The following is a 24,760-nucleotide window of genomic DNA, read 5'->3' on the forward strand; positions in this document are numbered from 1 at the left end:
ACAGCAGTGGAGGTAGTTTTGTACACGAACATTCTCATAACCACGGATGGCTCGGAACTTGCGCAGAAGGGTGTCGACCACGGCCTGACGTTAGCGAAGAGCCTTGGCAGCAAAGCGACTGTGATAACGGTGGCGGAGCCCTACCCACTGCACAGCCCCGCTACAATCGGGTCATGGACTGAAGCTCAGCAACATCATGCTGATGCTGCCTTGAATTTGGCAAAAGAAGCGGCCGCTAAGATGGGCGTGACCATCGAAGTAGTGCTGGCGTCGCATGCATCGCCCGCGGAAGCGATCGTCAAAACAGCACAAGATCGGGGATGCAACCTCATCGTTATCGCATCCCACGGCCGACGTGGTGTGAGCAGGCTTTTGCTCGGAAGCCAAACCGCGGAAGTTGTCCACCTCTCCAAGATTCCGGTGCTTGTCGTACGGTAGAGCCGTGCGAACTACCCAGGCCTGCAGTGCCGCGCCGACGCCAAGCGCCAGCGCGGTCTGCCATTGCACGGAGCGCCGAAAGATAGCTATCGCCTCTCTGAGGAGACGCGTCCAAGCGCTATTGATTTGTCGCCAAGTTTCGAGAATCGGCGCGGGCAACAATTAGCTGTCGCAGCTGGGCTTCATCCATCCCGCTCGCCGGAAGTTGGGCGATTATGTCAGCAACGGCCGCAACGACAGAAACTACATTCGGTGGACTGATGAGGTCGAGATAACGGTCGACGGCATCGAGGGCCTCTTTCTCATATTTGTCCATCTTTGGTCCTGTCAGCGGATCGCGCTAAGGCAGTGAACCGTAGCAGCCGCGAACTTCTGGGCGCGATTGCGTTCCAATTCAGTCGGAAGCCGTTCGCCGAAATCGAGATAGCAGTCCAGGAGCAGCTCGCAAAGTGCCGCCATCCCCAGCGAGCCTGCGCTTGGTGTGTTTTGCAGCAGGGGCGAATGGCCAAGCGGCGATCTCGCCAGGCTATCCGCGCGCATCCGTGCTTGGCGCGCAAGCTCCCGCAGCCGTGTTCCCTCGGCGGCAGTTCCGCGGGCAGCCGCGACTTCAAGCTGTTCGGAAAGCCGAAGCTCCATCTCGTCCCAAGCGAAAGCCGTCCTTTTGGATGCGGTCCGCTGCTTGTGAAACGCCAGCCTTCGCTCCCGGCGCAACGTGGCTACGTGCCCCAGCTCCTCCCTCGCCATCGTCTCCGCTGCCTCCCGCAACTCGTTTGTCGGTGCGCGCGCGGCCATGTAGGTCCAGAAGACAAAGGCGCGCTCTTCGTTGCGCACCGCCATCGAGAACGCCCGATAGCCGTTCAGCAGCTCGGGTGCGATGGTTCCCGCTCCCTCATCGTCGAAAACGTCGGAGAGCTGCCAACTGATCCGTGATTGTTCTGGTTGCTTGCCGCTGACCTGGTGGGACCAGTGCGTGACGTTGTCGATGTGTTGCCTTTCCTCCGCGGCCAATCTGTCAAAAACGACGGCGAGATCGGTCCGGCCTTCCTTGCGCATTCTGGAAGACAGTTCTGAATAGCCCGAGGCGGCCTCCTGCTCCATCGCATAGGCGAGGGCGATTAGCTCGTCCATCGTATCGACGGACACATAGGGCTCCCATTTCAGAACCGACATGAACTTCCTCCCAGCACGAACTTTGGAACAACCTAGAACGGGATGCTGACCTTCAGTTTGCGCTGGATCAAAGACGCGCGGGCTTAAGCCGTCTTTATCGCTCTCGAGCCAGCGACCTGCATGCGGTTGCAGTCTCGTCGCGTGGGCAACCACCCCGTGGGCAAAAGACGAGCCTTGGCGAAGTCGCTAGGCCGAACCGGAATTCGATCGTGACAAGCGCATTTCTCCCCCAAGCCAAGAAGGCAGCCGCCAGAACCTTGATGGCCGCCTTGGCAGTTACTGCAATCGCCTTCGTTATATTTGGGCAACTGGCAGACGCTTCAGCGGCGAGCCGGGTTGCCGAATTCTTGCCCAAGGCGCAGCCCGGCGAGTTCTTCCAGGGCGCCGAACGGTTCGGCGAACTTGCAGGAGAGCCGCCGCTCGCCCCTGTATATCGAGGCGACGACATCCTGGGGTACGTCTACCTCAATTCGGATTTCACCAGCGCGGTCGGCTATTCCGGCAAGCCGATCCATATCCTGGTCGGCATTGACAAGCACGGCGTTGTCCGTGGGTTCAAGCTCGTTGACCACAAGGAGCCCATCGTCCTCATTGGCATCCCCGAGAAAAAGGTGGTCGCCGCGCTGAACGCGCTCATAGGCAAGGACATGGGGCGGGTAGCAGCGGGCGCTGAACGACCGCCCCAGGTGGACATCGTCAGCGGCGCAACGGTTACCGTGCTCGTGATGGGCGACAGCATCGTGCGGTCGGCGGTTAAGCTGATCCGAAGCAACAGACTGGGGGAAGCAGGACTGGCGTCCGCTCCCGCCCACGCTGCGACGACGAAGCTCGACCTGTCCAAACGCGAAGGCCACGATTGGGAGGCTCTCGTCGGGGACGGCTCGGTCCGAAAACTGCAGCTGTCGGTGGGCGAAGTTACCGAGGCGTTCAAGCAGGCTGGCTTGGCGCAGGCCGCCGCACGGCCTGAATCGAACACTCCAGGCGACCGTTTCATGGAACTTTACATCGCTCCAGTCAGTGTACCGTCGATAGGCCTCAGCCTGCTCGGCAAGAGCGGGTTCGAGCGGATGCAGTCGATGCTAAAGCCTGGCCAGCAGGCGATCGTTGTTGCCGGGGACGGGCTCTATTCGTTCAAGGGATCCGGATACGTCCGGGGAGGCATTTTCGACCGGATCGAACTCCTCCAGGATGGACAAGGAGTACGCTTCCGCGACCGCAATCACTCCCGCCTCGGCGATCTGGCAGCGGCCGGCGCACCGCGGCTGCGAGAGATCGCATTGTTCGTCGTGCCGCCGGAGTTTTCGCTGGACCTGACCGAGCCTTGGGAACTGCAGTTGCTGGTGCAGCGCAGCTTTGGCGCACGCGAGAAGGCGACGCTTCCCTTCAACGTCGGCTATACGCTGCCGAAACAATACCTGACCGTGAATGAGCCGCCGGCACCGCCGGTGGCTCAGTCACAGCCTTCGACAGCCGCATCGCCCGCAGCCCAGCCTGACGCCAGCGCCGGAACATTTCCAGACGAAGAGCCGCTCTGGGTCAGGATGTGGAAGATGAACACCGTGTCTATCGGCATCACGGTGTTAGGGCTTCTTGTCCTTACCGCCATTTTCTTTTTCCAGGATTGGCTTGTGCGGCGGCCGAAGCTTTTTGGCTGGGTGCGTCGCGGCTTTCTGTTGTTCACGCTCGTTTGGCTCGGCTGGTACGCCAATGCGCAGCTGTCCGTAGTCAATGTGCTGACCTTCACAAACTCCCTGATTACCAACTTCAATTGGGAGTTCTTCCTTTCCGCGCCCCTCGTTTTCGTCTTGTGGGCGTCGGTCGCGGCAGGCCTGCTGTTTTGGGGGCGCGGGCCGTTCTGCGGCTGGCTTTGTCCCTTCGGCGCCTTGCAGGAGCTAACCAACAATCTGGCCCAATGGCTGAAAGTGCCTCAGCTGAAGGTGCCTTTCGGGCTGCATGAGCGGCTGTGGCCTATCAAGTACATTATCTTCCTAGGGCTGTTCGGGCTCTCCTTCTACTCCGTCGCGCTGGCAGAAATGTTCGCGGAGGTCGAGCCGTTCAAGACGGCCATCATCCTTAAATTCGCGCGGGAATGGCCATTCGTGATCTTTGCGCTGACGATCCTGTCACTCGGACTTTTCGTCGAGCGGTTTTACTGCCGCTACCTCTGCCCGCTGGGCGCAGCGCTCGCCATCCCTGGCCGGATCAGGATGTTCGAATGGCTCAAGCGCTATCCGGATTGCGGCTCGCCGTGCCAGCGCTGTGCCAAGGAATGTCCGGTGCAGGCAATTCATCCGGAAGGCCAGATCAACGTCAACGAATGCATCTACTGCATGCATTGCCAGGAACTCTACCACGACGACCATCGCTGCCCGCACATGATCCAGGTGCGGCTGAAGCGCGAAAAGTTCCAGGCGCTTTCGTCGCCTTCCTTGCGCAGCGACAACGATCGCGGACCTGCAAAGCCTGTAATCACCCATCGGGGCGCTCCAATTCCCCCAGCGCCGGGGAAAGCCGAGCCGACGAAACAGCCATGAGCGAAAAAAGGAGGCTCAAATGTCAGACGAGCAAATCAACAGACTGAATAGGCGACAGCTGCTGGGCACTAGCGTAGCCGCGGGCGCAACCGCCGTGAGCGGAGCCCTGACGCTGGCAGGCGGAGCCGTATCGCCCGCCGCCGCTCAGTCCTCTTCTGCTGCGCCGAGCGGCGAAGGCGGAAGTTATGAGGTGAAGCCCGGCGAACTCGACGAATACTACGTCTTCTTTTCCAGCGGCCAATCGGGCGAGGTCCGTATCGTCGGCGCACCCTCGATGCGCGAAATGATGCGCATTCCGGTCTTCAACCGCTGCAGCGCCACCGGATGGGGCCAGACGAACGAGAGCCGCAAGGTGCTGACCGAAGGACTGCTTCCCAACACGAAGGAGTTCCTGAAGGACAAGGGCGGGATCTACCTCAACGGCGACCTGCACCATCCTCACCCCTCCTTCACTGACGGAACCTACGACGGCCGCTATCTGTTCGCCAACGACAAGGCCAACACCCGCGTCTGCCGCATTCGTCTCGACGTGATGAAATGCGACAAGATCATCCAACTCCCGAACCAGCACACCGTCCACGGCCTCCGCGTGCAGAAGTATCCGAAGACCGGATACGTCTTCTGCAACGGCGAAGACCGGGTGCCGATCCCCAACGACGGCAAAGTGCTCGACGACCACAAGCAGTATCACGCGATCTTCACAGCCGTTGACGGCGAGACGATGAAGGTGGCCTGGCAGGTGATGGTCGACGGCAACCTCGACAACGTTGATGCCGACTATCAGGGCAAGTACTGCTTCGCCACTTGCTACAACTCGGAAGAGGGCGTGAACCTCGCCGAGATGATGGAAAAGGAGCAGGACTGGGTCGTCATCTTCAATCTCAAGCGCATCGAGGATGCCGTCGCCAAGGGCGACTACAAGGAGATCAACGGCGTTCCGGTGATCGACGGTCGCAAGGGCTCGCCTTACACCCGCTATGTTCCAGTGCCGAACAGCCCGCATGGCATCAATACCGCGCCCGATGGAATCCATGTCGTCGCCAACGGAAAGCTGTCGCCGACTGTGACGGTCTTCGACGTGCGCAAGTTCGACGAGCTGTTCGACGATAAGATCCAGCCCCGTGACACCGTCGTCGCCGAGCCAGAACTCGGACTCGGGCCGTTGCACACTGCCTACGACGGCAAGGGCAACGCCTACACGACGCTCTTCATCGACAGCCAGGTTTGCAAGTGGAACATCGACGACGCCAAGCGGGCCTTCAAGGGGGAGGCGGTCGACCCCATCCGCCAGAAGCTGGACGTCCACTACCAGCCCGGCCACAACCACACCTCGATGGGACAGACCAAAGAGGCCGATGGCAAGTGGCTGATTTCGCTGAACAAGTTCTCGAAGGATCGCTACCTCAACGTCGGGCCGCTGAAGCCGGAGAACGACCAGCTCATCGACATCTCCGGCGACCAGATGGTCCTGGTGCATGACAACCCGACCTTCGCGGAACCGCATGACGCAACCCTGGTGCACCGCTCCAAGGTCAATCCCGTTCATGTATGGAACCGTGAAGATCCGTTCTTCGCCGATGCGGTCAAACAGGCGAAGGCTGACGGGATCGACCTGATGTCGGCGGCGGAAGTCATCCGCGATGGCAACAAGGTGCGCGTCTACATGACGTCGGCGGCGCCGGCGTTCAGCCTCGAGAGCTTCTCGGTAAAGCAGGGCGACGAGGTCACAGTCTACGTAACCAACATCGACGAAGTGGAGGATCTCACCCACGGGTTCAGCATCATCAACTACGGCATCAATATGGAGGTCGCGCCGCAGGCGACCGCGTCGGTCACCTTCACCGCGAGCCAGCCAGGCGTGTACTGGTATTACTGTTCGTGGTTCTGCCATGCCATGCACATGGAGATGAAGGGCCGCATGTTCGTCGAGCCGCAGGGCGCTTGACGGCCATGACCCGTTCGGGAGCATTCACAGCGATGGGGGCGGCGGCGATTGTCGCCGTCCTCTCTGGCCCAGCCTGGTCGGCCAACATCGTGGTCCCGGCGGGGAACGGAAACGTACAGGCCATTGTCGACGCGGCGTCGCCGGGCGACGTCGTGACGCTCTTGAGTGGCGAGCACAAGGGACCGATCGAGATCCGGAAGGCGGTGACGCTGGAGGGCGCTCCCGGAGCTGTCTTGATGGGAAGCGGCCACGGCAGCGTCGTGACCTTGCGGGCGCCGAATTCGGCTGTGCGCGGTCTCGAGATAAAAGGTTCGGGCACGGACATGGAAGCGATGGATGCCGGAGTGTTCGTCACCAAGACGGCGAGCGCGGCCATCGTCGAGCGCAACACGATCGTCGGAAATCTCTACGGAATCTATCTCCACGGTTCCCCGGACGCGGTCGCCAAGGGCAACCGTATCGTCGGGATGCGCGAGGGCCGCACGAATGAGGCCGGGAACGGCGTCTCGGTCTGGAACGCGCCTGGAGCCAAAGTCATCGACAATGACATCAGCTTTGGCCGCGACGGCATATTCTCAGTGACTAGCAAGCGAAACGTCTTCAGTGGCAACCGCTTCCGCAGCGTGCGTTTCGCGATCCACTACATGTACACCAACGACAGCGAGATCAGCGGGAACGTCTCGCTGGGCAACGCCGTCGGCTACGCGATCATGTATTCCAGCAGGCTCAAGGTCACCTACAATCTGTCGGACGGCGACCGAGACCGGGGCCTGCTGCTCAACTACGCCAACGGCTCGCAGATATCGGGCAACGTCGTGCGTGGGCGTCCCCAATCGGAGGAACGATGGAGGACGGCTGGACAGCAGACTAGCGAGCATGGCCTGCCGGCCGCTGCCGCCGACGCGCCGTCGTCTTCCGCCATGCGGATCGGCCCGGAGAAATGCGTCTTCATCTACAATGCCAACAAGAACGTCTTCCGCGAGAACTGGTTCGAGGGCTGCGAGATCGGCATCCATTTCACGGCCGGGTCCGAAGGCAACACCATGTCCGGCAACGCCTTCGTCAGGAACCGCAATCAGGTCAAGTATGTCGGGACCCGGGATCTCGACTGGCAGGTTGACGGACGCGGCAACTATTGGAGCGACAATCCGGCCTTCGACCTCGACTCCGACGGCATCGGCGACGCTCTCTATCGTCCCAACGATTTGATCGACAAGGTCCTGTGGACGGCTCCCCAGGCGAAAGTTCTCGTCAACAGCCCGGCGATTCAAGTTATCCGATGGGCTCAGGCGCAGTTTCCGGCGCTGCTTCCGGGCGGCGTGGTGGACAGCCGACCGCTGATGGCGCCTCCAGAACTGCGGGGAGCAGCGCGATGAGCAGCGAAACCGTAAGTGTTGAACGCGTGGCAAAGTCCTATGGCCGCCATGAGGCCGTGAAATCTGTATCGCTCGCGTTGAACGCAGGCGAGACCATAGCGCTGGTGGGGCACAACGGCGCCGGCAAAACTACCCTTATCAAGCTCATGCTGGGCCTTATCCGGCCGAGCGCCGGCAATGTCCGCGTGTTGGGGGAAAACCCGGCGGCAGGCGAATTTGCCGCGCGCAAGAGCTTGGGTTACCTGCCGGAGAACGTTTCGTTCAACATGGCGCTGACAGGGCGCGAGACGCTGGCGTTTTACGCTCGGCTCAAGCGCGCGGCCCTCTGCCAGGTCCCGGAACTGCTGGATCGGGTGGGGCTGAGCGCGGCGATGGACCGACGGGTAGGGACCTACTCCAAGGGTATGCGCCAGCGGCTGGGGTTGGCGCAGGCGCTTCTCGGAAGTCCGCAAGTTCTGCTGCTCGACGAGCCGACGACTGGGCTCGATCCGTCGCTGCGGCGCAGTTTCTACGCAATCATCGATGAGCTGAAATCCCAAGGAACCACCGTCCTGCTGTCGTCGCACGCCCTCACGGAACTCGAGGGAAAGGCCGACCGCGTAATCATCGTCAACCGCGGCATCAAGATCGCGGACGGCACGATAGACGAACTGCGCCATATCGCGCGGCTGCCCACGCGCATCCGCCTGAAGCTCGCAGACCGCGAACCCGGCACGGTCGAGCGCTGGATCAGCGACACGGGCAGGTGGCAACGGGTCAACGGCCACATGCTGGAAATCGACGCGGCCCCGGAAGACAAGATCCAGCTCCTGCGCAGAGCTGCCGCAGAAGGCGCGCCCGTTGCCGATCTCGACCTGATCCCGCCGACCCTTGACGAGCTCTACGCGCATTTCTTGAGCACGCAGGACGCACTGCCATGAAAAACATACTGATCCTCGCCCGGAAAGAGGTGCAGGAGGCCCTTCGCAACCGATGGGTCCTGGCGACAACGCTGTTGCTGGCCGCGCTTGCGCTGACATTGACGTTCCTTGGCAGCGCACCGACGGGCATTGTCGCCGTCGGCGCACTTGACGTGGTCATCGTCAGCCTTTCCAGCCTGACCATCTTCCTCGTGCCGCTAATCGCTCTCCTGATCTCCCACGATGCCATCGTCGGCGAGATGGAACGGGGCACCATGCTGCTGCTGTTGAGCTATCCGGTTGGCCGCTGGCAGGTGATTATCGGGAAGTTTGTCGGGCATGTGGCGATACTGTCGTTCGCTACCCTTCTCGGCTATGGCGCGGCCGCCGCGGCGCTGGCGGCAACTGGTGCGGCCATCGACGCAGCAAGCTGGTGGGCGTTCCTGTCCATGATCGGCGCCTCGGTAATGCTTGGCGCTGGGTTCATCGCGATCGGCTACCTGGTGAGCGCGCTGGTGCGGGAGCGCGGGACAGCCGGAGGAATAGCGATCGGCGCCTGGCTGCTTTTCGTCCTCATCTACGACATGGGGCTGCTGGGGGTGCTGGTGGTGGATCAAGGCCGCAACCTGAGTGGCGGTCTGTTGGATACGCTGCTCCTGCTCAATCCAACCGATGTCTACCGCCTGCTGAATCTCGGATCCGGCAGCGCAGGATTGCTGTCTGGGATGGGTGGCATTGCACAGAGCAGCGCACTCACGCCCGCCATTTTGGTCGCGGCCCTTGCCGGATGGACGATCATCCCCTTGGCGATGGCCACGGTCGTGTTTTCGAGGAGAGAACTATGAGACTCGCCGCTGTTGCCTGCACGTTCGCTGCGGTCCTTTTTCTGGCAGGCTGCGGTGCCGAAGAACAGGCGGAGACGCCGCAGCCTTTTGCCCTGACGGAAAGCGCCATCGGCCACTATTGCGGCATGAACGTCCTGGAGCACCCAGGACCCAAGGGACAGATCGTGCTGGGTCGCATAGCTGAACCGATCTGGTTCTCGTCTGCGCGCGATGCCGTTGCGTTCACCATGCTGCCAGAAGAGCCAAAGAACGTCGCTGCTATCTTCGTCTCTGACATGGCAGCAGCTCCGACCTGGGAAGAGCCGGGCCCAGAGAACTGGATTGACGCCAGGAAGGCATTCTTTGTTATCCGCAGCTCCAAACGGGGCGGCATGGGTGCCGAAGAAACGATTCCTTTTTCGTCTGAAACCGCAGCCCGGGTTTTCGTGTCGATGCACGGCGGTGAGATCGTAGATTTCGCCAGGATTCCACCCGAATACGTGCTTGGCAAAAGCCAGGCGGGTGGCTGACATGGCCTCGTTCGTGAACCGTCGTCGCGCAATCGGGATATTGGCTGCCGCCTCGGGCTTGAGTCTAGTGCCGTTCGGTTCCGCTGTCGCAGTCCCGGCCCACGCCGTGGATTGGCGCGGGCAGGCGCTGGGTGCGCCCGCTGAATTGAGAATTCACCACCACGACCGCGCGCATGCGCAGGCGTTGGTAGAACAGGTCGCTGCAGAGGTCCGGCGCCTCGAACGAATCTTCAGCCTCTATCGCGAGGACTCGATCCTGGTTTCGCTGAATCGGCAGCACTCGCTGGTAGCTCCGCCTGAGGAACTGGTCGACCTGCTTGCCAAATGCCGCGGTTATTGGACGTTGAGCGAGGGCGCTTTCGATCCGACGATCCAGCCGCTCTGGTCAGCCTACCAAAGACACTTCTCAGTTCCCGATGCCGATGCGACAGGCCCATCGGACCGCGTTCTCCGAGAGGCGCGGAGCAAGGTCGGGTTTGACCGAGTCGTTTTCAGCCGCGACCGCATTGAACTCGCCGCTGGCATGGCGCTCACCCTCAATGGCGTTGCCCAAGGCTACATCACAGACCGCATCGTGACGCTACTGCGGGCTGGAGGCATAGGTTCCTGCCTCGTGGACATGGGCGAGTGCCGTGCCGTCGGCATGCGCCCGGATGGCAACGGCTGGCAGGTCGCGATCGCCGACCCGGATGACGCGGGCCGCCAACTCGCGGTCTTGGATGTCGTCGACCGAGCGGTAGCGACGACGAGTCCCTCTGGGTTCCATTTCGACAGCAATGGCCGCTTCAACCATCTCCTGGACCCGCGAACTGGCCTGCCGGCTCATCGCTACAGGAGCCTGACGGTGGTCGCCGTGGAAGCCGCCGACGCAGATGCCCTGTCAACGGCTTTCAGCCTGATGGACACAGCCTCCATCGCTGCGGCTGCCAAGAAGATTGGAAGGATCGACGTCCGCATCGCGCAAGTCGGCGGTCCCGAACTGGTGATGCAAACATGACGGAGCGGATATTCGAGCATGGGCCCGCCCAGTGCCCGAGATGCGTATCGGAACTTGCAGCGACATCGCTGAAGGTCAACCGCTGTTGCGGAGGTCGCGCGGAAATTTCGGGGATCGTGAGGACGGTTATGGCGTGGCCGCGTCGGATCGCAGCCCGGTCCTGAGGGGAGTTCAATGATCGGCGCATCCCTGTCGCGATGGACAGTGTCGTACTTCGCCGCCGCCTTGTTGGCATTGCTTCTGGCGCTGGCGCTGATGGCTGTCGGTTACGGTTTCCCTCACGTTCCAGTCGAATCGCCGCAGACGCTTGTGGTCGTGCATCTGGCCGTGCTCGGGTGGTTGAGCCTTCTGATGTGCGGCGCGCTTTTTCAGTTCGTGCCCGTGCTGATAGCTCGTCCTCTTTACAGCGATGCTGCACCCTTGTCGGCTCTCGTTTGCTTGGTGTCAGGCTTGGTGGCGCTCTTGCTCGGCTTTCTGGCGCTGGAGGGAAGAATAGCCGCGACGCCATCGTTTTTCGCTGCTGCGAGCCTGCTTCTGGTGATGGGATTTGGGCTAGTGCTTGGGAACCTGCTTGTCACGCTGTTGAAAGGTCGCCCACTACCCATCCCAGCACGCTTCGTGGTTGTCGGACTGGCAAGCCTCGCTCTGACTGCGGCCTTAGGCGTTACGTTCGCCCTCGTGCGGGGAGGCATTGCGGACGAGGAGCATCTCGTCGAACTCGCTTCGGCAGGCATTCCCATTCACGCTATAACCGGACTTGGAGGCTGGCTTGGATTCTGCGCGATGGGCGTGAGCTACAAGTTGCTGGCCATGTTCATGCTGGCGCCCGAGCTCGACAGGCGCGGCAGCCGCGCGGCGCTTTATCTCGGGACATGCGCCCTCCTGATTGGCATGCCTGGAGCTGTCGTTGCCGTCTGGTTTGGCGGGAGTCGCGATCTGGTGCTACTCGCAGCCGGTGCCCCAGGCCTGGGTGCCATGGCGTTCTACGGCCGGGATATTCTCCACGTCTATCGTGCGCGCAAGCGTCGAACAATCGAATTGAACGCTCGCATGGCCACCCTTGCCTTCGTTTCCTTGGCGGCCGCAGTCCTGCTCGCTGTGATCGCCACGCTCCTGTCGGAGATGCAGAGGTATTCCGCCCCGATCGCTTTTCTTTTCGCATTCGGCTGGCTTTCGGGACTGGGGCTGGCCAAGCTTTACAAGATCGTAGCATTTCTGACGTGGCTCGAATGCTACGGCCCCGTTCTAGGCAAGATGCCGACGCCTCGTGTGCAGGATCTCGTCGTTGAACCACGGGCCGGGAAGTGGTTTCTGCTGTACTTTATTGCGGTATGGTTGGGCGCTGCGGCGCTTGTATTTGGGTACCCTGGGGCATTTCAAGCGGCTGCGGCGGCCATGCTCGTCGCGACCCTTGGCATTGTAGGCGAGCTCGTGCGCGTCAGGTATTTGGCCGACGTGCCCAAAGCTGGAATGCCATCAGGTGTTCGCAGGCCGCCCATGCTGTGGTCCGCGGCACAATGAGAGAAGGTTGACATTTATGACCACGACATTCGTAGACCTCGATGTACGGCCGCTGCTTGCGGCGGGCGACGAACCATTCGGCAAGATAATGGAGACGGTGGCATCGCTCGGGCCCGACGTTGGCCTCAGGCTTGTCGCGCCCTTCAAGCCCATTCCGCTGTTACAGGTGCTTGCTTCAAGAGGGTTCGACTACGAAGCAAGAGAGATCGGCGACGGGGACTGGGAGGTCCTGTTCAGGCCGTCTGGCGAACACGGGCCTGTCGGTTCCGCCGAGGAGGTGTCGTCGGAAAGGTGGCCGGAGCCAGTTCGTCACTTGGACAATCGCGATCTGGAGCCGCCAGAGCCGATGGTGCGCATCCTGGCCGAGGTTGAGCAAATGGCGCCAGGAGAGGTCATGTCGGCCCTGCTCGGACGTGAGCCAGTCTTCCTGTTTCCCGAGTTGGAGAAGCGGGGGCATCGTTGGAAGGGAGGCTTCGATTCCGGCGGTACTACCTATCGTCTGCTGGTTTGGATCAATGCGAAGGAGCGGGTTGGATGACGGTCGAAGCGACCGACGCGCTTGCCGGCCGGGTGAAGCAGGCGCTTCGTTTGGTGATAGATCCGGAGCTCGGTGACAATATCGTCGATCTGGGTCTTGTCTATTACGTGGCGGTTCACGAAGGAGGTGCGGCTTACATCGTGATGACGACCACCACGCGCGGATGTCCGGCGGCCGCCTACCTCAAGAACGGGGCTCGAGACAGCGCCAAAAGCGTCCCCGGCATTGGGTCGGTCGAAGTGTCTCTGACATACGAACCGGAGTGGAGTCCGTCGATGATGACCGCCGGCACAATGAGTCGGCTCGGCATTGCAGGCTAACGACCGCAGTACCTAAGGCGTAATCTCGATGCTCCCTTCGAGCTTCTCGAGCTCGAAGTCCGAGATCAGCACTTCGACCTGCACGACCCAGATTCCAGGAACGGGCAAGACCAGCCCGTCTACGCACCACTGGTCCTGGCACCTTCTCGCCCGGCGGCGCATAGGTCCGATTCCGGCTTCCGAATGTGTGGCTACGAGCTCGACTTGCCGCGGTTCAACCGGACCTGCCGCAAGAGCGATCGATACGCTGACCTGACCCGCGTGGCCGGGCGAAACGGTGACATCGGCCATGGCCGTCCCTGTGTGGACGTGCACCATCGCGATGTCCGCCGCGGCCATCGACAGTGTTCGCGGTGGCGGCGTAAAGCGCCAGACGGCGGCCACGGCAAAGATCAGAACGACAACAAGCGTCTCTGCCGCAATGGACCGTACCAGTTGGCGCGTGGCTGGCGGGACAGTCAGTTTCCAGCGATTTAGGATGGCAAGGCCGAAGAGGGCCGTAAGCAACGACAATTTGACCAAGAGCACGCGCCCATAGGCCGTGTTGACCAGTGCTGCAAGTTGCTCCAGCTGCACGCTGGCCATGACGATGCCAGACACGAGAATGGCCGCAACCAGGTACGGAATTGTCCTTGAGAACCGCAGGAGCGCATTGGCTGCCTCCGGGCGGCGACGGGCCAGCACAAGCCCGAGCGGCATGAGCGCGCCCGTCCAATACGCGATGCCGACGCCGTGCGTGAACACCATCGACCGCATGAGCCATCGGGGCTCCGCCGATGCGGCGTGGCCGCTTTGCGAAAGCGCAATTCCCACGCTAATTAACGCAGCGAGTGAAAGCACCCGCGCCTGCAGTCCAATTGACAGTACGCTGCCGAGGGCCATAGCCAAAACAATGACCGCGATGATGATTGTCGGTCCAAAAGCCGTGTTCATCGCAGCATGCCACGTGTCCGCCTCCAGCATGCGAAACATCGGGGCGCCGAGGGCATCGAGCCCCTGTGAGCCAGCGGATAGCCCGCACCCCGCGATGCCGAAGGCCGCCAGCATAACGACAGGAATGCGGCCTGACGGATCGCCTCTCGTGATCCACGATATTGCGAACGCACCTCCAGCCCCGAGAAACAGGGCTAGGTACATCACCACCTTCCCAATCCAGATGGATATACGGACGGAACGGCCACTGTCTTCGAAATTGGGCATTGAGGCAGTGCTTGGAATGCCTACCGAAAAGACAACCGAGCCTCCTATCGGGTGCCCGTCGGAGGAGACGACACGCCACGACAAGACGTAGGTGCCGTCAATAGGCGATGAAGGAAAGAAGATTCTCAAGCTTCGGTCAGTAACCTTGAAATCCGCAAGGTTGAGCGAAGTGCGATCTGGCTTGATGAGGTTGAGCAAGAGCGGCGAGACTGGTTCGCTGAACCTCAACGTCAGGAGCTCGGGCGGCCGCTCGATCACGGCGCCGTCGGACGGATTCGTCCCTATCAGGGACGCGTGAGCGAATGCAGGGACTGCGGACATGAACCCGATCAGGACGGCCAGCGTCAGAGAACGAAGCCGGCCGCTTGATATGGCCTTCCAAGCGCTGAGTGTGTGTCGGGTCATGATCGGTTTCCCGACGAAGCGAGGCGCGCCGAGCGCGCCTCGCTTTGCGTCATCAATGTCCGCCGACTTCGTGCAGCAGCATAATGGCGGGAGCCGGCCGCTCGAGGTCGTCGGCTTTCTGCCCTGCCGCAGGAATCTCGATCCAGCGTTCAGCGGCGCCCTCAGGGCACTCTTGGACGACAGGGAAATAGAGTGGCTCGCCGGCCGCGAGGTCCGTCGTGAGGAAGGCCCGCAACGTGAATTCATCGTACTCGTCGTCAGCCAGGCTGCCGCCTGTCCAGACGACTTCCGTGATTCCTTCGCTGGTCGCTGTCCCGTGAAGGTCATACGACTTTGCGTAGGAACTTTTCACTTTCTCCAGCGTCCAGCCGGCCTTCGGCATCGGCTTGACCGCAATGACCCCCTCCGGGATCTTCACCCGTACGACATTCGTTGGCTTTCCTTCGCAGCCGTGGGGTACGCGAAGCACGGCCTTGTACGTCGAGCCGACAGCGGCCTCCTTGGTTTCGAGGCTCACGTGAGCAAGAGCATTGCTTGCACCAATCGATGCCACCGCAGCGGCGACCAGAATTTGTTTCAACATCGGTTTTCTCCAGATTGCCGGGTTTCCGGCCGAGTTTCAGTAAAGGTGTTGTGTTGTGACGTATGGGGGTCGTGCGAGCGGGCTGACCTCGGAGGAGCTATCCGCCTCGGTCTGCGTGCGTCGGCCGCACGAAGGATTGACAGGGACGTAGGCTCCGTTGCCGCGTCAGTTGCGGTGCTCGCCAACCACTTTGGCCATCGCCTCTACGAAAGATTGCTTGTTTCGTAGACTTGCCTGCAACGGCGTGCCGTTGTCGTTGCCGACGCTCTTTGCGGTAATGATTGCCGCTTCCCAACGGTTGGTACCGATCCCTCGGCCCTCCGACACGCAAAGCGAATGCGCCATCGCGAAAATCAGCGCGGCTGCAAAGCCGATGATGCCGATCCGCTCTTCCAGGCTACGGAGCCGTGAGGCTCGAGGGAGGTTGACCGGCGAACTCTTGATGGAACGGAATGGCTTGTTCATGGGCGTCTCCTCGGACACGAACACGCGGATCCATGGCCACGCCAAGGTTGTCAGGCGTGGAGGCGACATCGCAAATCGAGAGGATTGTCCGCGGCGATCAGGTCCGCAGCGGGGGCGCGCGTGGATGAACGGCTCCGTCAGCCGACAGCCGCGCCGGGCGGTACAGCCAAGGTCGGGTACCTGTGGAAACGCTGACATGTGGCTCGAAGAAAATCCAACCGCTGTCCGTCGGCACACCCGTTGGCTGCACCGACATGTTGCAGCTGATCGTGCAGCATTCCGGCCGCTGCGAATTCTCTCCGTCTGAGCCGCCCGAATGAATTCCGCCATCGCTTGTGACGCAAATCGAGTTTCCGAACGCGTCGAGCTGAGGATGCGGCCCAGCGGAGCCGATCGCGAACGCGCTGCCTATCGACTGCAGAATGAGCACGCAGGCCGCTGCTATCGCGACCCTGCAGCTCGTTTTTCTGCCCCGATGCTTCACGCTGTTTCCTTCAGGATCTTCGAGTGGCTCGTGGCCATCGATCGAACATGCGGCTGATATAGCCCGTCTCCCGTTCGCGATGTTTGTCCCCGGTCAAATTGGTGAGCGAATTGAGCTGCACACGGGTGCTCAGGCAGCGGACACGCCGCGGTATCGGCCAGGCTTGTGATTGATAGCCAAGATCATGTTGACGATCGTGGCGCCGAGAACCGAGAGCGCAAGATGGGTTGTCGTTAGGACAAAGCATGCTGCCGTCAGAATCGCCAGATCGATGGCTAGTTGGACATAGCCAGCCCTCACGCCCCAAGTCTCCTGAAGAAAGATCGCCAGGATGTTGACCCCGCCAAGTCCAGTTTTGTGACGAAACAGCATGAGAAGTCCGGTGCCGGAAAGCGCGCTTCCGATAACCGTTGCATACACCGGATCGAGGAGGGAGAAGTCGACCCATGACGTCGTAAAGCGTGAAAACACGGAAACAAGCAGCACAGCAACGAAAGTTCGTAGCGTGAATCGCCAGCCCATGCGCCCGAGCGCGAGCGCATAGAACGGTACGTTGATGAGGAAGAAAATGAGCCAAAAGCCCGTGTTGGTGACGTACTGCAAAAGCAGCGCCATGCCTGCCATTCCACCGACAAGCAGCATGGTCTTGCCGTAGATCATCATGCCCAATGCGACAAAGAGCGTGCCCAGGATCATCGCCAGCGCATCTTCGTAGAGCTTGTGCGGTTCGGCTCCTTCATCCATCGCTTCGTACCCGGGCTCTGTTGATTTCACCGTTTCCCAGAACCGGAGGCACGGTATCGCCCATCGAAGCAGGCAAATCACGTTGGCGGGAACGGTTCGTTGTGCTGGCGCAAACAGCACCGACAGGGAATGAGAGGCGCGATCTCTCCTAGGGAGTTGATATAGCGCAAAGTAATTGGCCGGGTTCTGTGGCCTCGTGTTGCCTTGGAAACAACCGCGGCGCCCATGCAGACATCCCAGGACGGATCAGTGACACAAGCGGTTCGAGGCGATCGATCTGTGTCGATGTCTCGGATATCGGCCAATGGCCCCTGTCAAAAGCCAGGCAGTCTCGCGCGCGAAGTTGCCTTGGCCGTCACCAATGCCATCCTGGACCATTCTCTGAAGCCAGGCACCAAGCTCTGCGAACAAGCGCTGGCGGAAGTATTCGGTGTCAGCCGAACGGTCGTCCGCCAGGCCATCATTCTGCTCGGGACCGAAGGACTCGTCGTGATTGAACGTTACCGAGGCGCGTTCGTTTCCAAGCCCGACTTCAACGAGGCGTTGGAAGTCTGCGAGTCCTTGGTCATGATCGAACAGGCGGCAGCAGCCTATCTTGTCAGGCATCTGGGCGAGGCCGAATGGTCCGAGATCAAGCGCCGGGTTGCCGAAGCTCGGCGACCCGAGGAACCGGGCACGAGTGAGCCGTCATGTGACCAGGATTTTCATTCGCTGCTCATTGAATGGACGGGAAATGAGGTCGCTCGATCCATTCACGCCCGGCTTCTTCGCCGGATGGAGATTGTCAGATCCTTGGCTCGCCCTGATGCCGATTACCGAGTGCAGGCGGAGCAAAACTGCAAGATGGTGGATCTATTGGCGCGGGGCCAGTTCCGCCAAGCTGCCATCATGATAGAGCGGCGCCGCATGGCGCCCATCCGGAGCGGATATGCCGAACGCCTTTACGAGATGCGCCCAGACGATGCGCGGATCTGCCTCGCGGATTGGCAAAGTCGGAGCCTATCGACACCTACAATGTTGGCCGAGCGTGCCGGACCAAATCGGAACAATGCGTGACTTGCTGGCGTTCAGTATCCATCAGGCATCTCCCAACGACATCTCATTTCAAGTTCATCAGAAATTGCGCCTCGAGAGGAGCGCAACTAAAACTCAGATACTGCTGTCAGGGGAGGGGACAATGACGGAGCTAAAGTACGGTGGATTTTCGCTGGGCCGTATCAACGCGAAACGCAATCACCGCAAGGCCGAGGCCTATTGGCTAGGCTTCTTAGAAGGTGTCTTGGCAAGCGAGTCGATCGAGAACCTGGAAATCGACTCCATTCGAGCCGAAGCGGCGCAACTGCTCCGCCTGTTCGGTGACGAAGATGCCGCTGATCTCATTCAGGATCTGGACACCGCCTACAACGACTACCACGGCGAAATCTACGCAGTCATCTCCGGTATCGTCGACTACCGATTGAGGTCCTTCAACCATTCACCTGAGGCGAACGACCGCTGCAACCGCTTCTTTGGCTTCTGCGCGGGTATTGCCTGCGACGGCCGCCTCAAGGTCAACGAGGTCGAGAAGCTGATTGGCATGATTGACCAGGACACCGAGTTCTTGGACGACGCCCGGATAGCGGGCTTAAGGAAAGTTGCTGCCGAAGCGATCTCCGACAGGCACCTGTCGGCAGAGGAAGAAGAAGACATAAGCGAATGGATCGCCCGGCTGGTCGGCGACAGTTGCGCCGACACAGGGCTGCCAACCTATGGAAACAGTCCAGCGATTGACGGCGTACTCAGGGACCCGGCCACGGTTGTGTTCGAGAACGCAGCATTCGTGGTGACCGGGGCGTTCAGCATGGCCCCACGCAAGGTCATCGAGAGCTGGATCGCCAGCAGGGGGGGAGTCGTCACCAAGAGCGTCTCTCGCAGCACCGACTATCTGGTCGTAGCCGCTGTCGCTTCGCGAGACTGGCTTCACAGCCACCAAGGAACGAAAATCATCGAGGCGAGGAAGCTCCACGAGCAGGGAGGCCGCCCTCATTTCGTTGACGAGCTGACTTTCCGCAGAGCCCTGGAACTTTGCGGCATTCGGTAGCAAAAGCCACCTAGTTTACCGCTCGAGCACCTTGCGAGCCTCAACTTCCTCGATCAGAGCTTGCCGTTGATCGAGGAAAAGCGGCTGCGCGTAATTCGACCATCCGTTGATAGCAGCGAGAGGAGCCTCAGATCGCCCGTTTCGTCTCATTCGTCGTCGGCAGGCAGGGTTGCGTCGAGATCAACATCGACATCCCCGACCAGTGCTTGCATTGGATCATATAGCGCTGAACGCCTTCAGCCGCTCCGGGTGCGCTTGAATATCTGCTTCGAGAAGGTACATCCAGATCGGCGGCCGCGTGCAGCGCCTCGTCGGCCTTCCCAAGTTTCAGATGCTTTCGCATCCGTGCACTCCTGGCTCCTGGTTTCCGGTGATTTGGGCCAAATGCCTGTCCGGTGCCCTATCCATGTTTGCCATGCGGACTATCCGCTTGGCCATGCGGTTTGAGCCTGAACCTGCAGTTGCCTTGAGGCACGAACGGAAATCGCGTCACAATGCATACACGCTTGTCAAAAATCCAGTCTCTTTGACAAGAGCCGCGGCAAACCTAATGCCGGAACTTTGATCCACGAAGGTGGGTTGTCGGATTGCTTCGTGACCCCGAAGGTTAGCCACTCAAGCGCCCGAATCTGGCAGAGCTTCCGCCATCTTCCTGGCCCCGATCAGTTCAAGGCAGTAGGGGACCGCCGGGAATACGGCGGCGAGGCAGATGCCGATCGAGGCAGGCTTGCCCGGCAGGTTTATGATCAGGGAACGCCCTCGAACGCCCGCCGTTTGGCGCGACAAGATGGCGGTCGGCACTTGCTCCAAACTTACCCGTCGCATCAGTTCACCGAAGCCGGGCAGCTCTTTCGTCAAGACCTGGTGGGTAGCCTCCACTGTCAGGTCGCGCGGGGCAGGGCCCGTGCCACCAGTTGTCAGGACAAGGTCGATATCGTCCTTGTCGCACAATTGGAGAAGCGCGTTCCTGACGCTTTCTACCCCGTCCGGAACGATACGCCGGACGAACTCACATGGTTGTGCCACGGCACGCCGCAGCCACTGCTCTACGGCCGGACCGCTCAAGTCTTCGTATTGGCCGCCGCTTGCCCGGTCGGAGACTGTTACAATCGCGATCCGCGCAAAGGTATGTCCTGGATTCACCGTCATTAGGTGCTCCGGCCTCCCAAGTGGAAGCCCGGTTTGCCACTGAGGTACCCGTCTACCATCCCTCCCGGAAGATCGAGGCACGACAAGGCAAATCTCGTTGAGGTCGGCGTTTGGGTGCCGTCGAGCAGGCCACGATAAGCTTCGGCGACCGCAACCAAGTCGGCAGTGTGGGGAGACAGGCGCAAGCGCCGGATACCATGCGCCCTCAAGTCCTCTGGTTCAGGACAGAAAGCCTGCACCTGATTGGAGAGCGTCTGCACGCCGTTGACGGCAAGAAATTCCTGTCCGTCGATTGTATCGACCGCAAAGCCGTCAGGGTCCTGCTCGCACGTAAACTGGCAGGAGTCTTTGTGAAGATTGTTTAGTCTTGCGTGATAACAGCGACCAGAAAGGGCCAGTGGCAGCCTGCCGAATGCGAAAATCTCAAAATCGACGTCGGAACAGTTGCGGGCAATGTTGCCGATTGAGTCCAACGAAAGCTCGACCGGGGGACAAATGGTACGCGCCCCACGCGCAGCAAAAAACCGGGCAGTGGATTCGTTGTAGACATTCACGAAGGGTCCAATCACGAACGCCTGTCCGGATCGGGCCGGGATGGCCGTGACGTCGTTGATTTCGACAAGCCGCCCCTCGCCACACCAATCGTTTACAGCCCTGCGCTCCCGGACTGTGGCAGGTGCGGCAAGCGTGGAGAGCACGACTTCCTTGCCGCCGCGCTCGAGCCGCTCGATTACTTCGGGCCATATCGAATCGGAGAACGGCATTCTCTTTCCGCAGACGACTTCACCGACGTGCACCCTGTCGACGGCAGCCTGATCCGCGATCCGCCTGTAGAAATCCGCCAACCGATCGGCTGGCCAGTGGAAAAAGACCGGGCCAAGGGTCAATGCAATTCTTGGCATTACGCTCATCTCCACGTCTTCTTGTAGGCGCCTTCGGTCTGCCGTCCTCCCTCGGACATGCCAGCCAGGATCCGGTCGATTTCGGCCGCATCGCCCCCTGCCTCGACCGCGTCGACGGCCCTCCGGAAAGCACGGACCACCTCGGTGACGTATGCTTTGCCGCGCTGGCGACCCTCGATCTTCAAGGCTGTGACTCCGGCCGCTTTCAGTCCCGCAAGCACTCCGCCAGCGTTCAGGCTGACTGGGTCTTCGAACAGGTAGGATGTTTTGCCGCCGGCCGTGAAGCGGCCCTTGCACAGGGTTGGATATCCGGTCGGCTGACTCTGGGCATAGCGATCGATAGTAAAGCCGGCGAGCCGCGCCGCTGTTCCCTCGGCGTCATCCTCATAGGTGACGTGTTCCGGCGGCGAACAGACGCCGCTCAGATTGGGGGACTTTCCGGTGGCGTAGGAAGACAGGTAGCAGCGGCCTTCGACCATGACGCAAAGGCCTCCGAACACGAACGCCTCGGTCTCCACGTCGATCATGCGATTGAGCGCGGCTATCTCTTGGACTGAAAGCACTCGCGGAAGGACCACGCGCCGGACACGGAACGCGTCGACATAGAACTTCACGGCCTCTGGCGTTGACGCGGCCGCCTGCACGGACAGGTGAAGGCGTAGGCCTGGGTGGTTGTTCGCGGCATGGTCGAGGACAGCCAAATCCGCCGCGATCACTGCGTCCGCGCCGCATTGGGCAGCCTCGTCCACGGCCTTGCGCCATTGGTCCACGCGGCCAGGTTGTGCGAATGTGTTTATCGCAACGAGTACTTTTTTCCCGTGACCCTTGGCAAACCGCACGCTTTCCGCCAACTCGGCTGTCGAGAAGTTCAGGCCGGGAAAGTTCCGTGCATTGGTCTCGTTGCGGAACCCGCAGTACACGGCATCGGCGCCCGCGACGACTGCGGCACGCAAGGTAGCTGGCGTGCCCGCCGGACAGATCAACTCCATTGGCTGATTGCTCATAGTCAGGAACGCTCCCCTTGGTCCAATCCCCGACACGCAAGCCGCCTAGCGGCGCGAAGGCTGCCGAGTATGGCATTGTCCGCCAGGCGCCCCAGGACACCGTGCAGACCCAGCAGGTCCGCTGGCCGTAACTCGGCATCGTCGATGGCATTTCTAAGCGCCAGCACAGCTTCAGTACGGCCCCCGATCGAGACGATACGCCTGAAGAAGAGAGCGTCGCCATCAAGGCTGCCATCGAGCAGACCCAACAGCATCAAGATGGGGCCACTGATAAGAACGGCTGCGGACGACGCCTCCGATTTGTCGACGACACGGACACGCGAGCGTTCCCCGTCCGGCACGACCAGGAACGCAAAAGAGAGATCGGTTGGGTCGACGAAGAAGCACGCGGACTTGTGCTCGCCTAGACGGTCGAAGAGGTTCGGCTGTCTTTTGGCAAGGTCGCGGAGGGCCTTCGTTAGAAGGGTTCCGAGCGGCAGAGCTCCGACTTTGGGAAATAGAATCCGGGCGAGCGGCAAGGAGCCGTCCCTTAGTTCGTCGGCCAATGCTGTTCTCCCTCAGTGACTCCGCTTGGCTGGCGGTCTTAAGGTCGAAAACGATGGCGCTATTTGTCCAAGCTCAAAGAACAAACAGATTTCTCCTTGGGCCGATCGATCGGGCTTAGAAGTCACCGAAGCGAGGGCGCGCAAGGAAGCCGTCTTCGATGCAGTCTGGAGCAAAGCTGCAGACATCCCGCTCGTCCCCCGGAATGGACAGGGGATCGAAACCAGTTCCCGCAATCGCTGCTGAAAGGAGGTCGGAGGCCGCCAACGGGTGCTGCAAGGCAAAGAGCAGTTCGGCACGCGCCAAATCCCTATCGCCCTCCCGATCAAGCCGTGCCTTCGCGAGAGGCAGTCGTTCCCCCTGAAGCTCTCCTCGAAAGCAGGTCGACCGCAGCGTGACAATTGCCGCTCCCAACAGTCGTGTGCAGTGCGCTCCTATGTGCATAATTTGCAACCATGCTCCATTTCGGGAAGGCATGGATACCGTCCCTCGACTTGGCGCGCTTTGTTCCAACGCAAAGAGCGTCGCTGGATGTTTGTGGAAGGTCAAAGACGGGAGCCAGTCACCGTGGCAAACGTCCGCCGTCGGCCGCGTCGCGCGACGGGAAATGTATTTATGCACCATAGATCGCTGCCGCTTTTCAATGACCTTTCTTCGTTCCTGTCGCACCTGGACGAGCGAGGGGACGTACGGCATGTCCAGGCACCTATTTCAATGCACCTTGAAGCAACCGAGGTGCATCGGCGCACGATCGCCAAGGACGGGCCAGTGCTGAGGTTGGACAAGCCGATCGATGCGCAGGGAAGAGTATCGACCTTTCCTGTCGTGACGAACTTGTTTGGGACGCGAGCGCGGGTCGCCGCTGGATTGGGCACCGACCTCAATGGCCTTGACTCGTTCGGGAAGCTTCTCGCCTGGATGAGGTCCCCGCAGGCGCCGAGGACACTGGGCGAAGCGCGCGACATGCTCCCTGCGGCGCGCAGCGCACTCCTGGCACGGCCAAGAATCGTGAGAGCGCCTTCCAGCTGGAGCGAGATCGCGCCCGACTTGTCCCTCCTTCCAGTCCAGACTTGCTGGCCAGGAGACGCGGGCCCCCTGATTACCTGGCCCGTAGTCGTGACCCGCGCACCTGGAGCTGACGATCCAGGAACGTACAACCTGGGCATTTACCGAATGCAGGTAATCGATCGGGATCGCGCAATAGTCCGTTGGTTGCCGATGCGCGGCGGTGCGGTGCACCATCGTATGTGGGCGGCCCGCGGCATCGACATGCCTGTCGCAGTGGTTATCGGCGCCGATCCAGCAACGCTGCTCGCTGCCGTAATGCCAGTACCCGAGGGCGTGACCGAACTTGCGTTGTCCGGCATGATCGGAAACAAGCGACCACGGCTGACCGCGTGCGGCAGCATCCCACTACACGTTCCCGCAACAGCCGAGATTGTGCTGGAAGGTACCGTATCCGCCAAGGAAACCGCTCTGGAGGGCCCGTTTGGCGACCATACTGGATACTACAATGCCGCTGAGCAATATCCGGTATTTCGCCTCAACAGAATCCGGGTCCGTGACCAGGCCTGCTACCTGACCACCTATACCGGGAGGGCTCCTGACGAGCCGTCGGTGTTGGGCGAAGCGCTTACCGACGTCTTCAAGCCCCTCCTTCGGCAACAGATCCCAGAAATCCGTGACGTCTGGCTTCCGCCGGAAGCCAGCTCCTACAGGATCGCCGTGCTGTCCATCGCCAAGAAGTACCCGGGGCAGGCGCGTCGCGTAATGATGGGCTTCTGGTCGCTGCTGCCGCAGTTTTCCATGACAAAGATGCTCATCGTGGTCGATGACGACATCGACATACGTTCGTGGCCGGACGTTATGTGGGCAATCGGGACGCGCATGGACCCCTCCCGTGACCTGATGACCGTGGACCGCACTCCGATCGATCACCTCGACTTCGCGTCTCCACTTGAAGGGCTGGGAGGGAAACTCGGTATCGACGCGACGCGAAAGGTCGGATCAGAGACCGTACGGGACTGGGGAAGCGAATTGCGCATGTGTCCCGAGATCGATCGGCAAGTGTCGCAGCGATGGAATGAAATCTTCCCGGAGTTCGGATAA

The 24,760-nt window shown here is 60.8% G+C and carries 25 protein-coding genes; 14 read left to right on the forward strand and 11 right to left on the reverse strand.

All coding sequences use genetic code 11. From position 1 onward, the window contains the following. Positions 1 to 18 precede the first annotated feature (18 nt). Positions 19 to 438: a universal stress protein gene (locus ACSQ3E_RS09955; protein ID WP_436122585.1), complete on the forward strand. Its 420-nt coding sequence runs from the start codon at positions 19 to 21 to the stop codon at positions 436 to 438. A 118-nt stretch (positions 439 to 556) separates the two neighbouring features. Here the strand turns inward: ACSQ3E_RS09955 and ACSQ3E_RS09960 are convergent, their stop codons facing one another. Together ACSQ3E_RS09960 and ACSQ3E_RS09965 are read right to left on the reverse strand one after the other, a co-directional pair. Beyond that, positions 557 to 754, reverse strand: a complete 198-nt coding sequence (locus ACSQ3E_RS09960; RefSeq protein WP_436122586.1) for a hypothetical protein — start codon at positions 752 to 754, stop codon at positions 557 to 559. 11 nt (positions 755 to 765) lie between these two features. Next, a complete protein-coding gene (locus ACSQ3E_RS09965) occupies positions 766 to 1,608 on the reverse strand; it encodes a ferritin-like domain-containing protein (RefSeq protein ID WP_436122587.1) in 843 nt (280 codons plus the stop codon). Between the two features lie 260 nt (positions 1,609 to 1,868). Between ACSQ3E_RS09965 and ACSQ3E_RS09970 the strand changes: the two genes are divergently transcribed. The 10 genes from ACSQ3E_RS09970 (at position 1,869) to ACSQ3E_RS10015 (ending at position 13,092) form a co-directional block, all read left to right on the forward strand. Further along, positions 1,869 to 4,142, forward strand: a complete 2,274-nt coding sequence (locus ACSQ3E_RS09970; RefSeq protein ID WP_436122968.1) for a 4Fe-4S binding protein — start codon at positions 1,869 to 1,871, stop codon at positions 4,140 to 4,142. A gap of 19 nt (positions 4,143 to 4,161) precedes the next feature. After that, entirely contained in the window at positions 4,162 to 6,087 is a 1,926-nt protein-coding gene (nosZ, locus tag ACSQ3E_RS09975; RefSeq protein ID WP_067964956.1) for a TAT-dependent nitrous-oxide reductase, read from the forward strand. A gap of 5 nt (positions 6,088 to 6,092) precedes the next feature. Next, on the forward strand, positions 6,093 to 7,463 hold the full coding sequence (locus tag ACSQ3E_RS09980; protein ID WP_436122969.1) for a nitrous oxide reductase family maturation protein NosD: 1,371 nt from the start codon (positions 6,093 to 6,095) through the stop codon (positions 7,461 to 7,463). Beyond that, on the forward strand, positions 7,460 to 8,383 hold the full coding sequence (locus ACSQ3E_RS09985) for an ABC transporter ATP-binding protein (protein ID WP_067964953.1): 924 nt from the start codon (positions 7,460 to 7,462) through the stop codon (positions 8,381 to 8,383). Before ACSQ3E_RS09980 ends, ACSQ3E_RS09985 begins: the two co-directional genes overlap by 4 nt. Then, entirely contained in the window at positions 8,380 to 9,207 is an 828-nt protein-coding gene (locus ACSQ3E_RS09990) for an ABC transporter permease (protein ID WP_067964951.1), read from the forward strand. The genes ACSQ3E_RS09985 and ACSQ3E_RS09990 overlap by 4 nt, the downstream gene beginning before the upstream one ends. Next, entirely contained in the window at positions 9,204 to 9,716 is a 513-nt protein-coding gene (locus ACSQ3E_RS09995; RefSeq protein ID WP_067964949.1) for a nitrous oxide reductase accessory protein NosL, read from the forward strand. The genes ACSQ3E_RS09990 and ACSQ3E_RS09995 overlap by 4 nt, the downstream gene beginning before the upstream one ends. A gap of 1 nt (position 9,717) precedes the next feature. Further along, complete coding sequence (locus ACSQ3E_RS10000; protein ID WP_067964947.1) at positions 9,718 to 10,713, forward strand: FAD:protein FMN transferase; 996 nt, start codon at positions 9,718 to 9,720, stop codon at positions 10,711 to 10,713. A 174-nt stretch (positions 10,714 to 10,887) separates the two neighbouring features. Then, entirely contained in the window at positions 10,888 to 12,234 is a 1,347-nt protein-coding gene (locus ACSQ3E_RS10005) for a hypothetical protein (protein ID WP_436122588.1), read from the forward strand. Between the two features lie 16 nt (positions 12,235 to 12,250). Then, positions 12,251 to 12,772, forward strand: a complete 522-nt coding sequence (locus ACSQ3E_RS10010) for a DUF2249 domain-containing protein (RefSeq protein WP_067964942.1) — start codon at positions 12,251 to 12,253, stop codon at positions 12,770 to 12,772. Continuing rightward, positions 12,769 to 13,092 (forward strand): metal-sulfur cluster assembly factor, encoded by a 324-nt coding sequence (locus ACSQ3E_RS10015; protein ID WP_067964940.1) that lies wholly within the window; start codon positions 12,769 to 12,771, stop codon positions 13,090 to 13,092. Before ACSQ3E_RS10010 ends, ACSQ3E_RS10015 begins: the two co-directional genes overlap by 4 nt. A gap of 12 nt (positions 13,093 to 13,104) precedes the next feature. Here the strand turns inward: ACSQ3E_RS10015 and ACSQ3E_RS10020 are convergent, their stop codons facing one another. From ACSQ3E_RS10020 to ACSQ3E_RS10035, 4 genes are all read right to left on the reverse strand, one after another. Beyond that, positions 13,105 to 14,697, reverse strand: coding sequence for a copper resistance CopC/CopD family protein (locus ACSQ3E_RS10020; protein WP_436122589.1), 1,593 nt, complete (start codon positions 14,695 to 14,697; stop codon positions 13,105 to 13,107). Between the two features lie 52 nt (positions 14,698 to 14,749). Then, complete coding sequence (locus ACSQ3E_RS10025) at positions 14,750 to 15,280, reverse strand: YcnI family copper-binding membrane protein (RefSeq protein WP_436122590.1); 531 nt, start codon at positions 15,278 to 15,280, stop codon at positions 14,750 to 14,752. A gap of 165 nt (positions 15,281 to 15,445) precedes the next feature. Next, entirely contained in the window at positions 15,446 to 15,745 is a 300-nt protein-coding gene (locus ACSQ3E_RS10030; RefSeq protein WP_436122591.1) for a hypothetical protein, read from the reverse strand. A 613-nt stretch (positions 15,746 to 16,358) separates the two neighbouring features. Continuing rightward, the gene (locus tag ACSQ3E_RS10035; RefSeq protein ID WP_436122592.1) at positions 16,359 to 16,973 is read right to left on the reverse strand and encodes a YitT family protein; all 615 of its coding nucleotides are present in this window, start codon (positions 16,971 to 16,973) and stop codon (positions 16,359 to 16,361) included. A gap of 285 nt (positions 16,974 to 17,258) precedes the next feature. Here ACSQ3E_RS10035 and ACSQ3E_RS10040 point away from each other — a divergent pair, with 285 nt between their 5' ends. Continuing rightward, positions 17,259 to 18,029 (forward strand): GntR family transcriptional regulator, encoded by a 771-nt coding sequence (locus ACSQ3E_RS10040; protein ID WP_436122970.1) that lies wholly within the window; start codon positions 17,259 to 17,261, stop codon positions 18,027 to 18,029. 121 nt (positions 18,030 to 18,150) lie between these two features. Further along, positions 18,151 to 19,053 carry a BRCT domain-containing protein gene (locus tag ACSQ3E_RS10045; protein ID WP_436122593.1) on the forward strand — a complete coding sequence of 301 codons (903 nt, stop codon included), beginning with the start codon at positions 18,151 to 18,153 and terminating at the stop codon, positions 19,051 to 19,053. A gap of 127 nt (positions 19,054 to 19,180) precedes the next feature. Here the strand turns inward: ACSQ3E_RS10045 and ACSQ3E_RS10050 are convergent, their stop codons facing one another. The 5 genes from ACSQ3E_RS10050 to ubiT all read right to left on the reverse strand — a co-directional run bounded on the left by ACSQ3E_RS10050 (position 19,181) and on the right by ubiT (position 22,653). Then, the gene (locus ACSQ3E_RS10050) at positions 19,181 to 19,396 is read right to left on the reverse strand and encodes a hypothetical protein (protein ID WP_436122594.1); all 216 of its coding nucleotides are present in this window, start codon (positions 19,394 to 19,396) and stop codon (positions 19,181 to 19,183) included. A 272-nt stretch (positions 19,397 to 19,668) separates the two neighbouring features. Further along, positions 19,669 to 20,202, reverse strand: coding sequence for a molybdopterin adenylyltransferase (gene mog, locus ACSQ3E_RS10055; protein ID WP_436122595.1), 534 nt, complete (start codon positions 20,200 to 20,202; stop codon positions 19,669 to 19,671). Continuing rightward, entirely contained in the window at positions 20,202 to 21,113 is a 912-nt protein-coding gene (ubiV, locus tag ACSQ3E_RS10060) for a ubiquinone anaerobic biosynthesis protein UbiV (RefSeq protein ID WP_436122596.1), read from the reverse strand. Before ubiV ends, mog begins: the two co-directional genes overlap by 1 nt. After that, positions 21,110 to 22,108: a ubiquinone anaerobic biosynthesis protein UbiU gene (gene ubiU / locus ACSQ3E_RS10065; RefSeq protein ID WP_436122597.1), complete on the reverse strand. Its 999-nt coding sequence runs from the start codon at positions 22,106 to 22,108 to the stop codon at positions 21,110 to 21,112. Before ubiU ends, ubiV begins: the two co-directional genes overlap by 4 nt. 2 nt (positions 22,109 to 22,110) lie before the next feature. Continuing rightward, complete coding sequence (gene ubiT / locus ACSQ3E_RS10070; RefSeq protein WP_436122598.1) at positions 22,111 to 22,653, reverse strand: ubiquinone anaerobic biosynthesis accessory factor UbiT; 543 nt, start codon at positions 22,651 to 22,653, stop codon at positions 22,111 to 22,113. 613 nt (positions 22,654 to 23,266) lie between these two features. Here ubiT and ACSQ3E_RS10075 point away from each other — a divergent pair. Next, positions 23,267 to 24,760: a UbiD family decarboxylase gene (locus tag ACSQ3E_RS10075; protein ID WP_436122599.1), complete on the forward strand. Its 1,494-nt coding sequence runs from the start codon at positions 23,267 to 23,269 to the stop codon at positions 24,758 to 24,760.

Origin of the sequence: Aminobacter sp. LjRoot7, assembly GCF_964252895.1 — a bacterium.
GTDB lineage: Bacteria > Pseudomonadota > Alphaproteobacteria > Rhizobiales > Rhizobiaceae > Aminobacter > Aminobacter aminovorans_B.

Excerpts from the sequence above, each read along its gene's own strand:
- ACSQ3E_RS10040 (WP_436122970.1), top strand. The coding sequence starts at position 17,259 with ATGTCTCGGATATCGGCCAATGGCCCCTGTCAAAAGCCAGGCAGTCTC.
- ACSQ3E_RS09980 (WP_436122969.1), top strand. The coding sequence starts at position 6,093 with ATGACCCGTTCGGGAGCATTCACAGCGATGGGGGCGGCGGCGATTGTC.
- ACSQ3E_RS09995 (WP_067964949.1), top strand. The coding sequence starts at position 9,204 with ATGAGACTCGCCGCTGTTGCCTGCACGTTCGCTGCGGTCCTTTTTCTG.
- ubiV (WP_436122596.1), bottom strand. The coding sequence starts at position 21,113 with ATGAGCGTAATGCCAAGAATTGCATTGACCCTTGGCCCGGTCTTTTTC.
- mog (WP_436122595.1), bottom strand. The coding sequence starts at position 20,202 with ATGACGGTGAATCCAGGACATACCTTTGCGCGGATCGCGATTGTAACA.
- ACSQ3E_RS10005 (WP_436122588.1), top strand. The coding sequence starts at position 10,888 with ATGATCGGCGCATCCCTGTCGCGATGGACAGTGTCGTACTTCGCCGCC.
- ACSQ3E_RS09970 (WP_436122968.1), top strand. The coding sequence starts at position 1,869 with ATGGCCGCCTTGGCAGTTACTGCAATCGCCTTCGTTATATTTGGGCAA.
- ACSQ3E_RS10025 (WP_436122590.1), bottom strand. The coding sequence starts at position 15,280 with ATGTTGAAACAAATTCTGGTCGCCGCTGCGGTGGCATCGATTGGTGCA.
- ACSQ3E_RS10045 (WP_436122593.1), top strand. The coding sequence starts at position 18,151 with ATGACGGAGCTAAAGTACGGTGGATTTTCGCTGGGCCGTATCAACGCG.
- ACSQ3E_RS10035 (WP_436122592.1), bottom strand. The coding sequence starts at position 16,973 with ATGGATGAAGGAGCCGAACCGCACAAGCTCTACGAAGATGCGCTGGCG.
- ACSQ3E_RS10020 (WP_436122589.1), bottom strand. The coding sequence starts at position 14,697 with ATGACCCGACACACACTCAGCGCTTGGAAGGCCATATCAAGCGGCCGG.
- ACSQ3E_RS09985 (WP_067964953.1), top strand. The coding sequence starts at position 7,460 with ATGAGCAGCGAAACCGTAAGTGTTGAACGCGTGGCAAAGTCCTATGGC.
- ACSQ3E_RS09960 (WP_436122586.1), bottom strand. The coding sequence starts at position 754 with ATGGACAAATATGAGAAAGAGGCCCTCGATGCCGTCGACCGTTATCTC.
- ACSQ3E_RS10000 (WP_067964947.1), top strand. The coding sequence starts at position 9,718 with ATGGCCTCGTTCGTGAACCGTCGTCGCGCAATCGGGATATTGGCTGCC.
- ubiU (WP_436122597.1), bottom strand. The coding sequence starts at position 22,108 with ATGAGCAATCAGCCAATGGAGTTGATCTGTCCGGCGGGCACGCCAGCT.
- ACSQ3E_RS10075 (WP_436122599.1), top strand. The coding sequence starts at position 23,267 with ATGCACCATAGATCGCTGCCGCTTTTCAATGACCTTTCTTCGTTCCTG.
- ACSQ3E_RS09990 (WP_067964951.1), top strand. The coding sequence starts at position 8,380 with ATGAAAAACATACTGATCCTCGCCCGGAAAGAGGTGCAGGAGGCCCTT.
- ACSQ3E_RS09965 (WP_436122587.1), bottom strand. The coding sequence starts at position 1,608 with ATGTCGGTTCTGAAATGGGAGCCCTATGTGTCCGTCGATACGATGGAC.
- ACSQ3E_RS10050 (WP_436122594.1), bottom strand. The coding sequence starts at position 19,396 with ATGCGAAAGCATCTGAAACTTGGGAAGGCCGACGAGGCGCTGCACGCG.
- ACSQ3E_RS10015 (WP_067964940.1), top strand. The coding sequence starts at position 12,769 with ATGACGGTCGAAGCGACCGACGCGCTTGCCGGCCGGGTGAAGCAGGCG.
- nosZ (WP_067964956.1), top strand. The coding sequence starts at position 4,162 with ATGTCAGACGAGCAAATCAACAGACTGAATAGGCGACAGCTGCTGGGC.
- ACSQ3E_RS10030 (WP_436122591.1), bottom strand. The coding sequence starts at position 15,745 with ATGAACAAGCCATTCCGTTCCATCAAGAGTTCGCCGGTCAACCTCCCT.
- ACSQ3E_RS10010 (WP_067964942.1), top strand. The coding sequence starts at position 12,251 with ATGACCACGACATTCGTAGACCTCGATGTACGGCCGCTGCTTGCGGCG.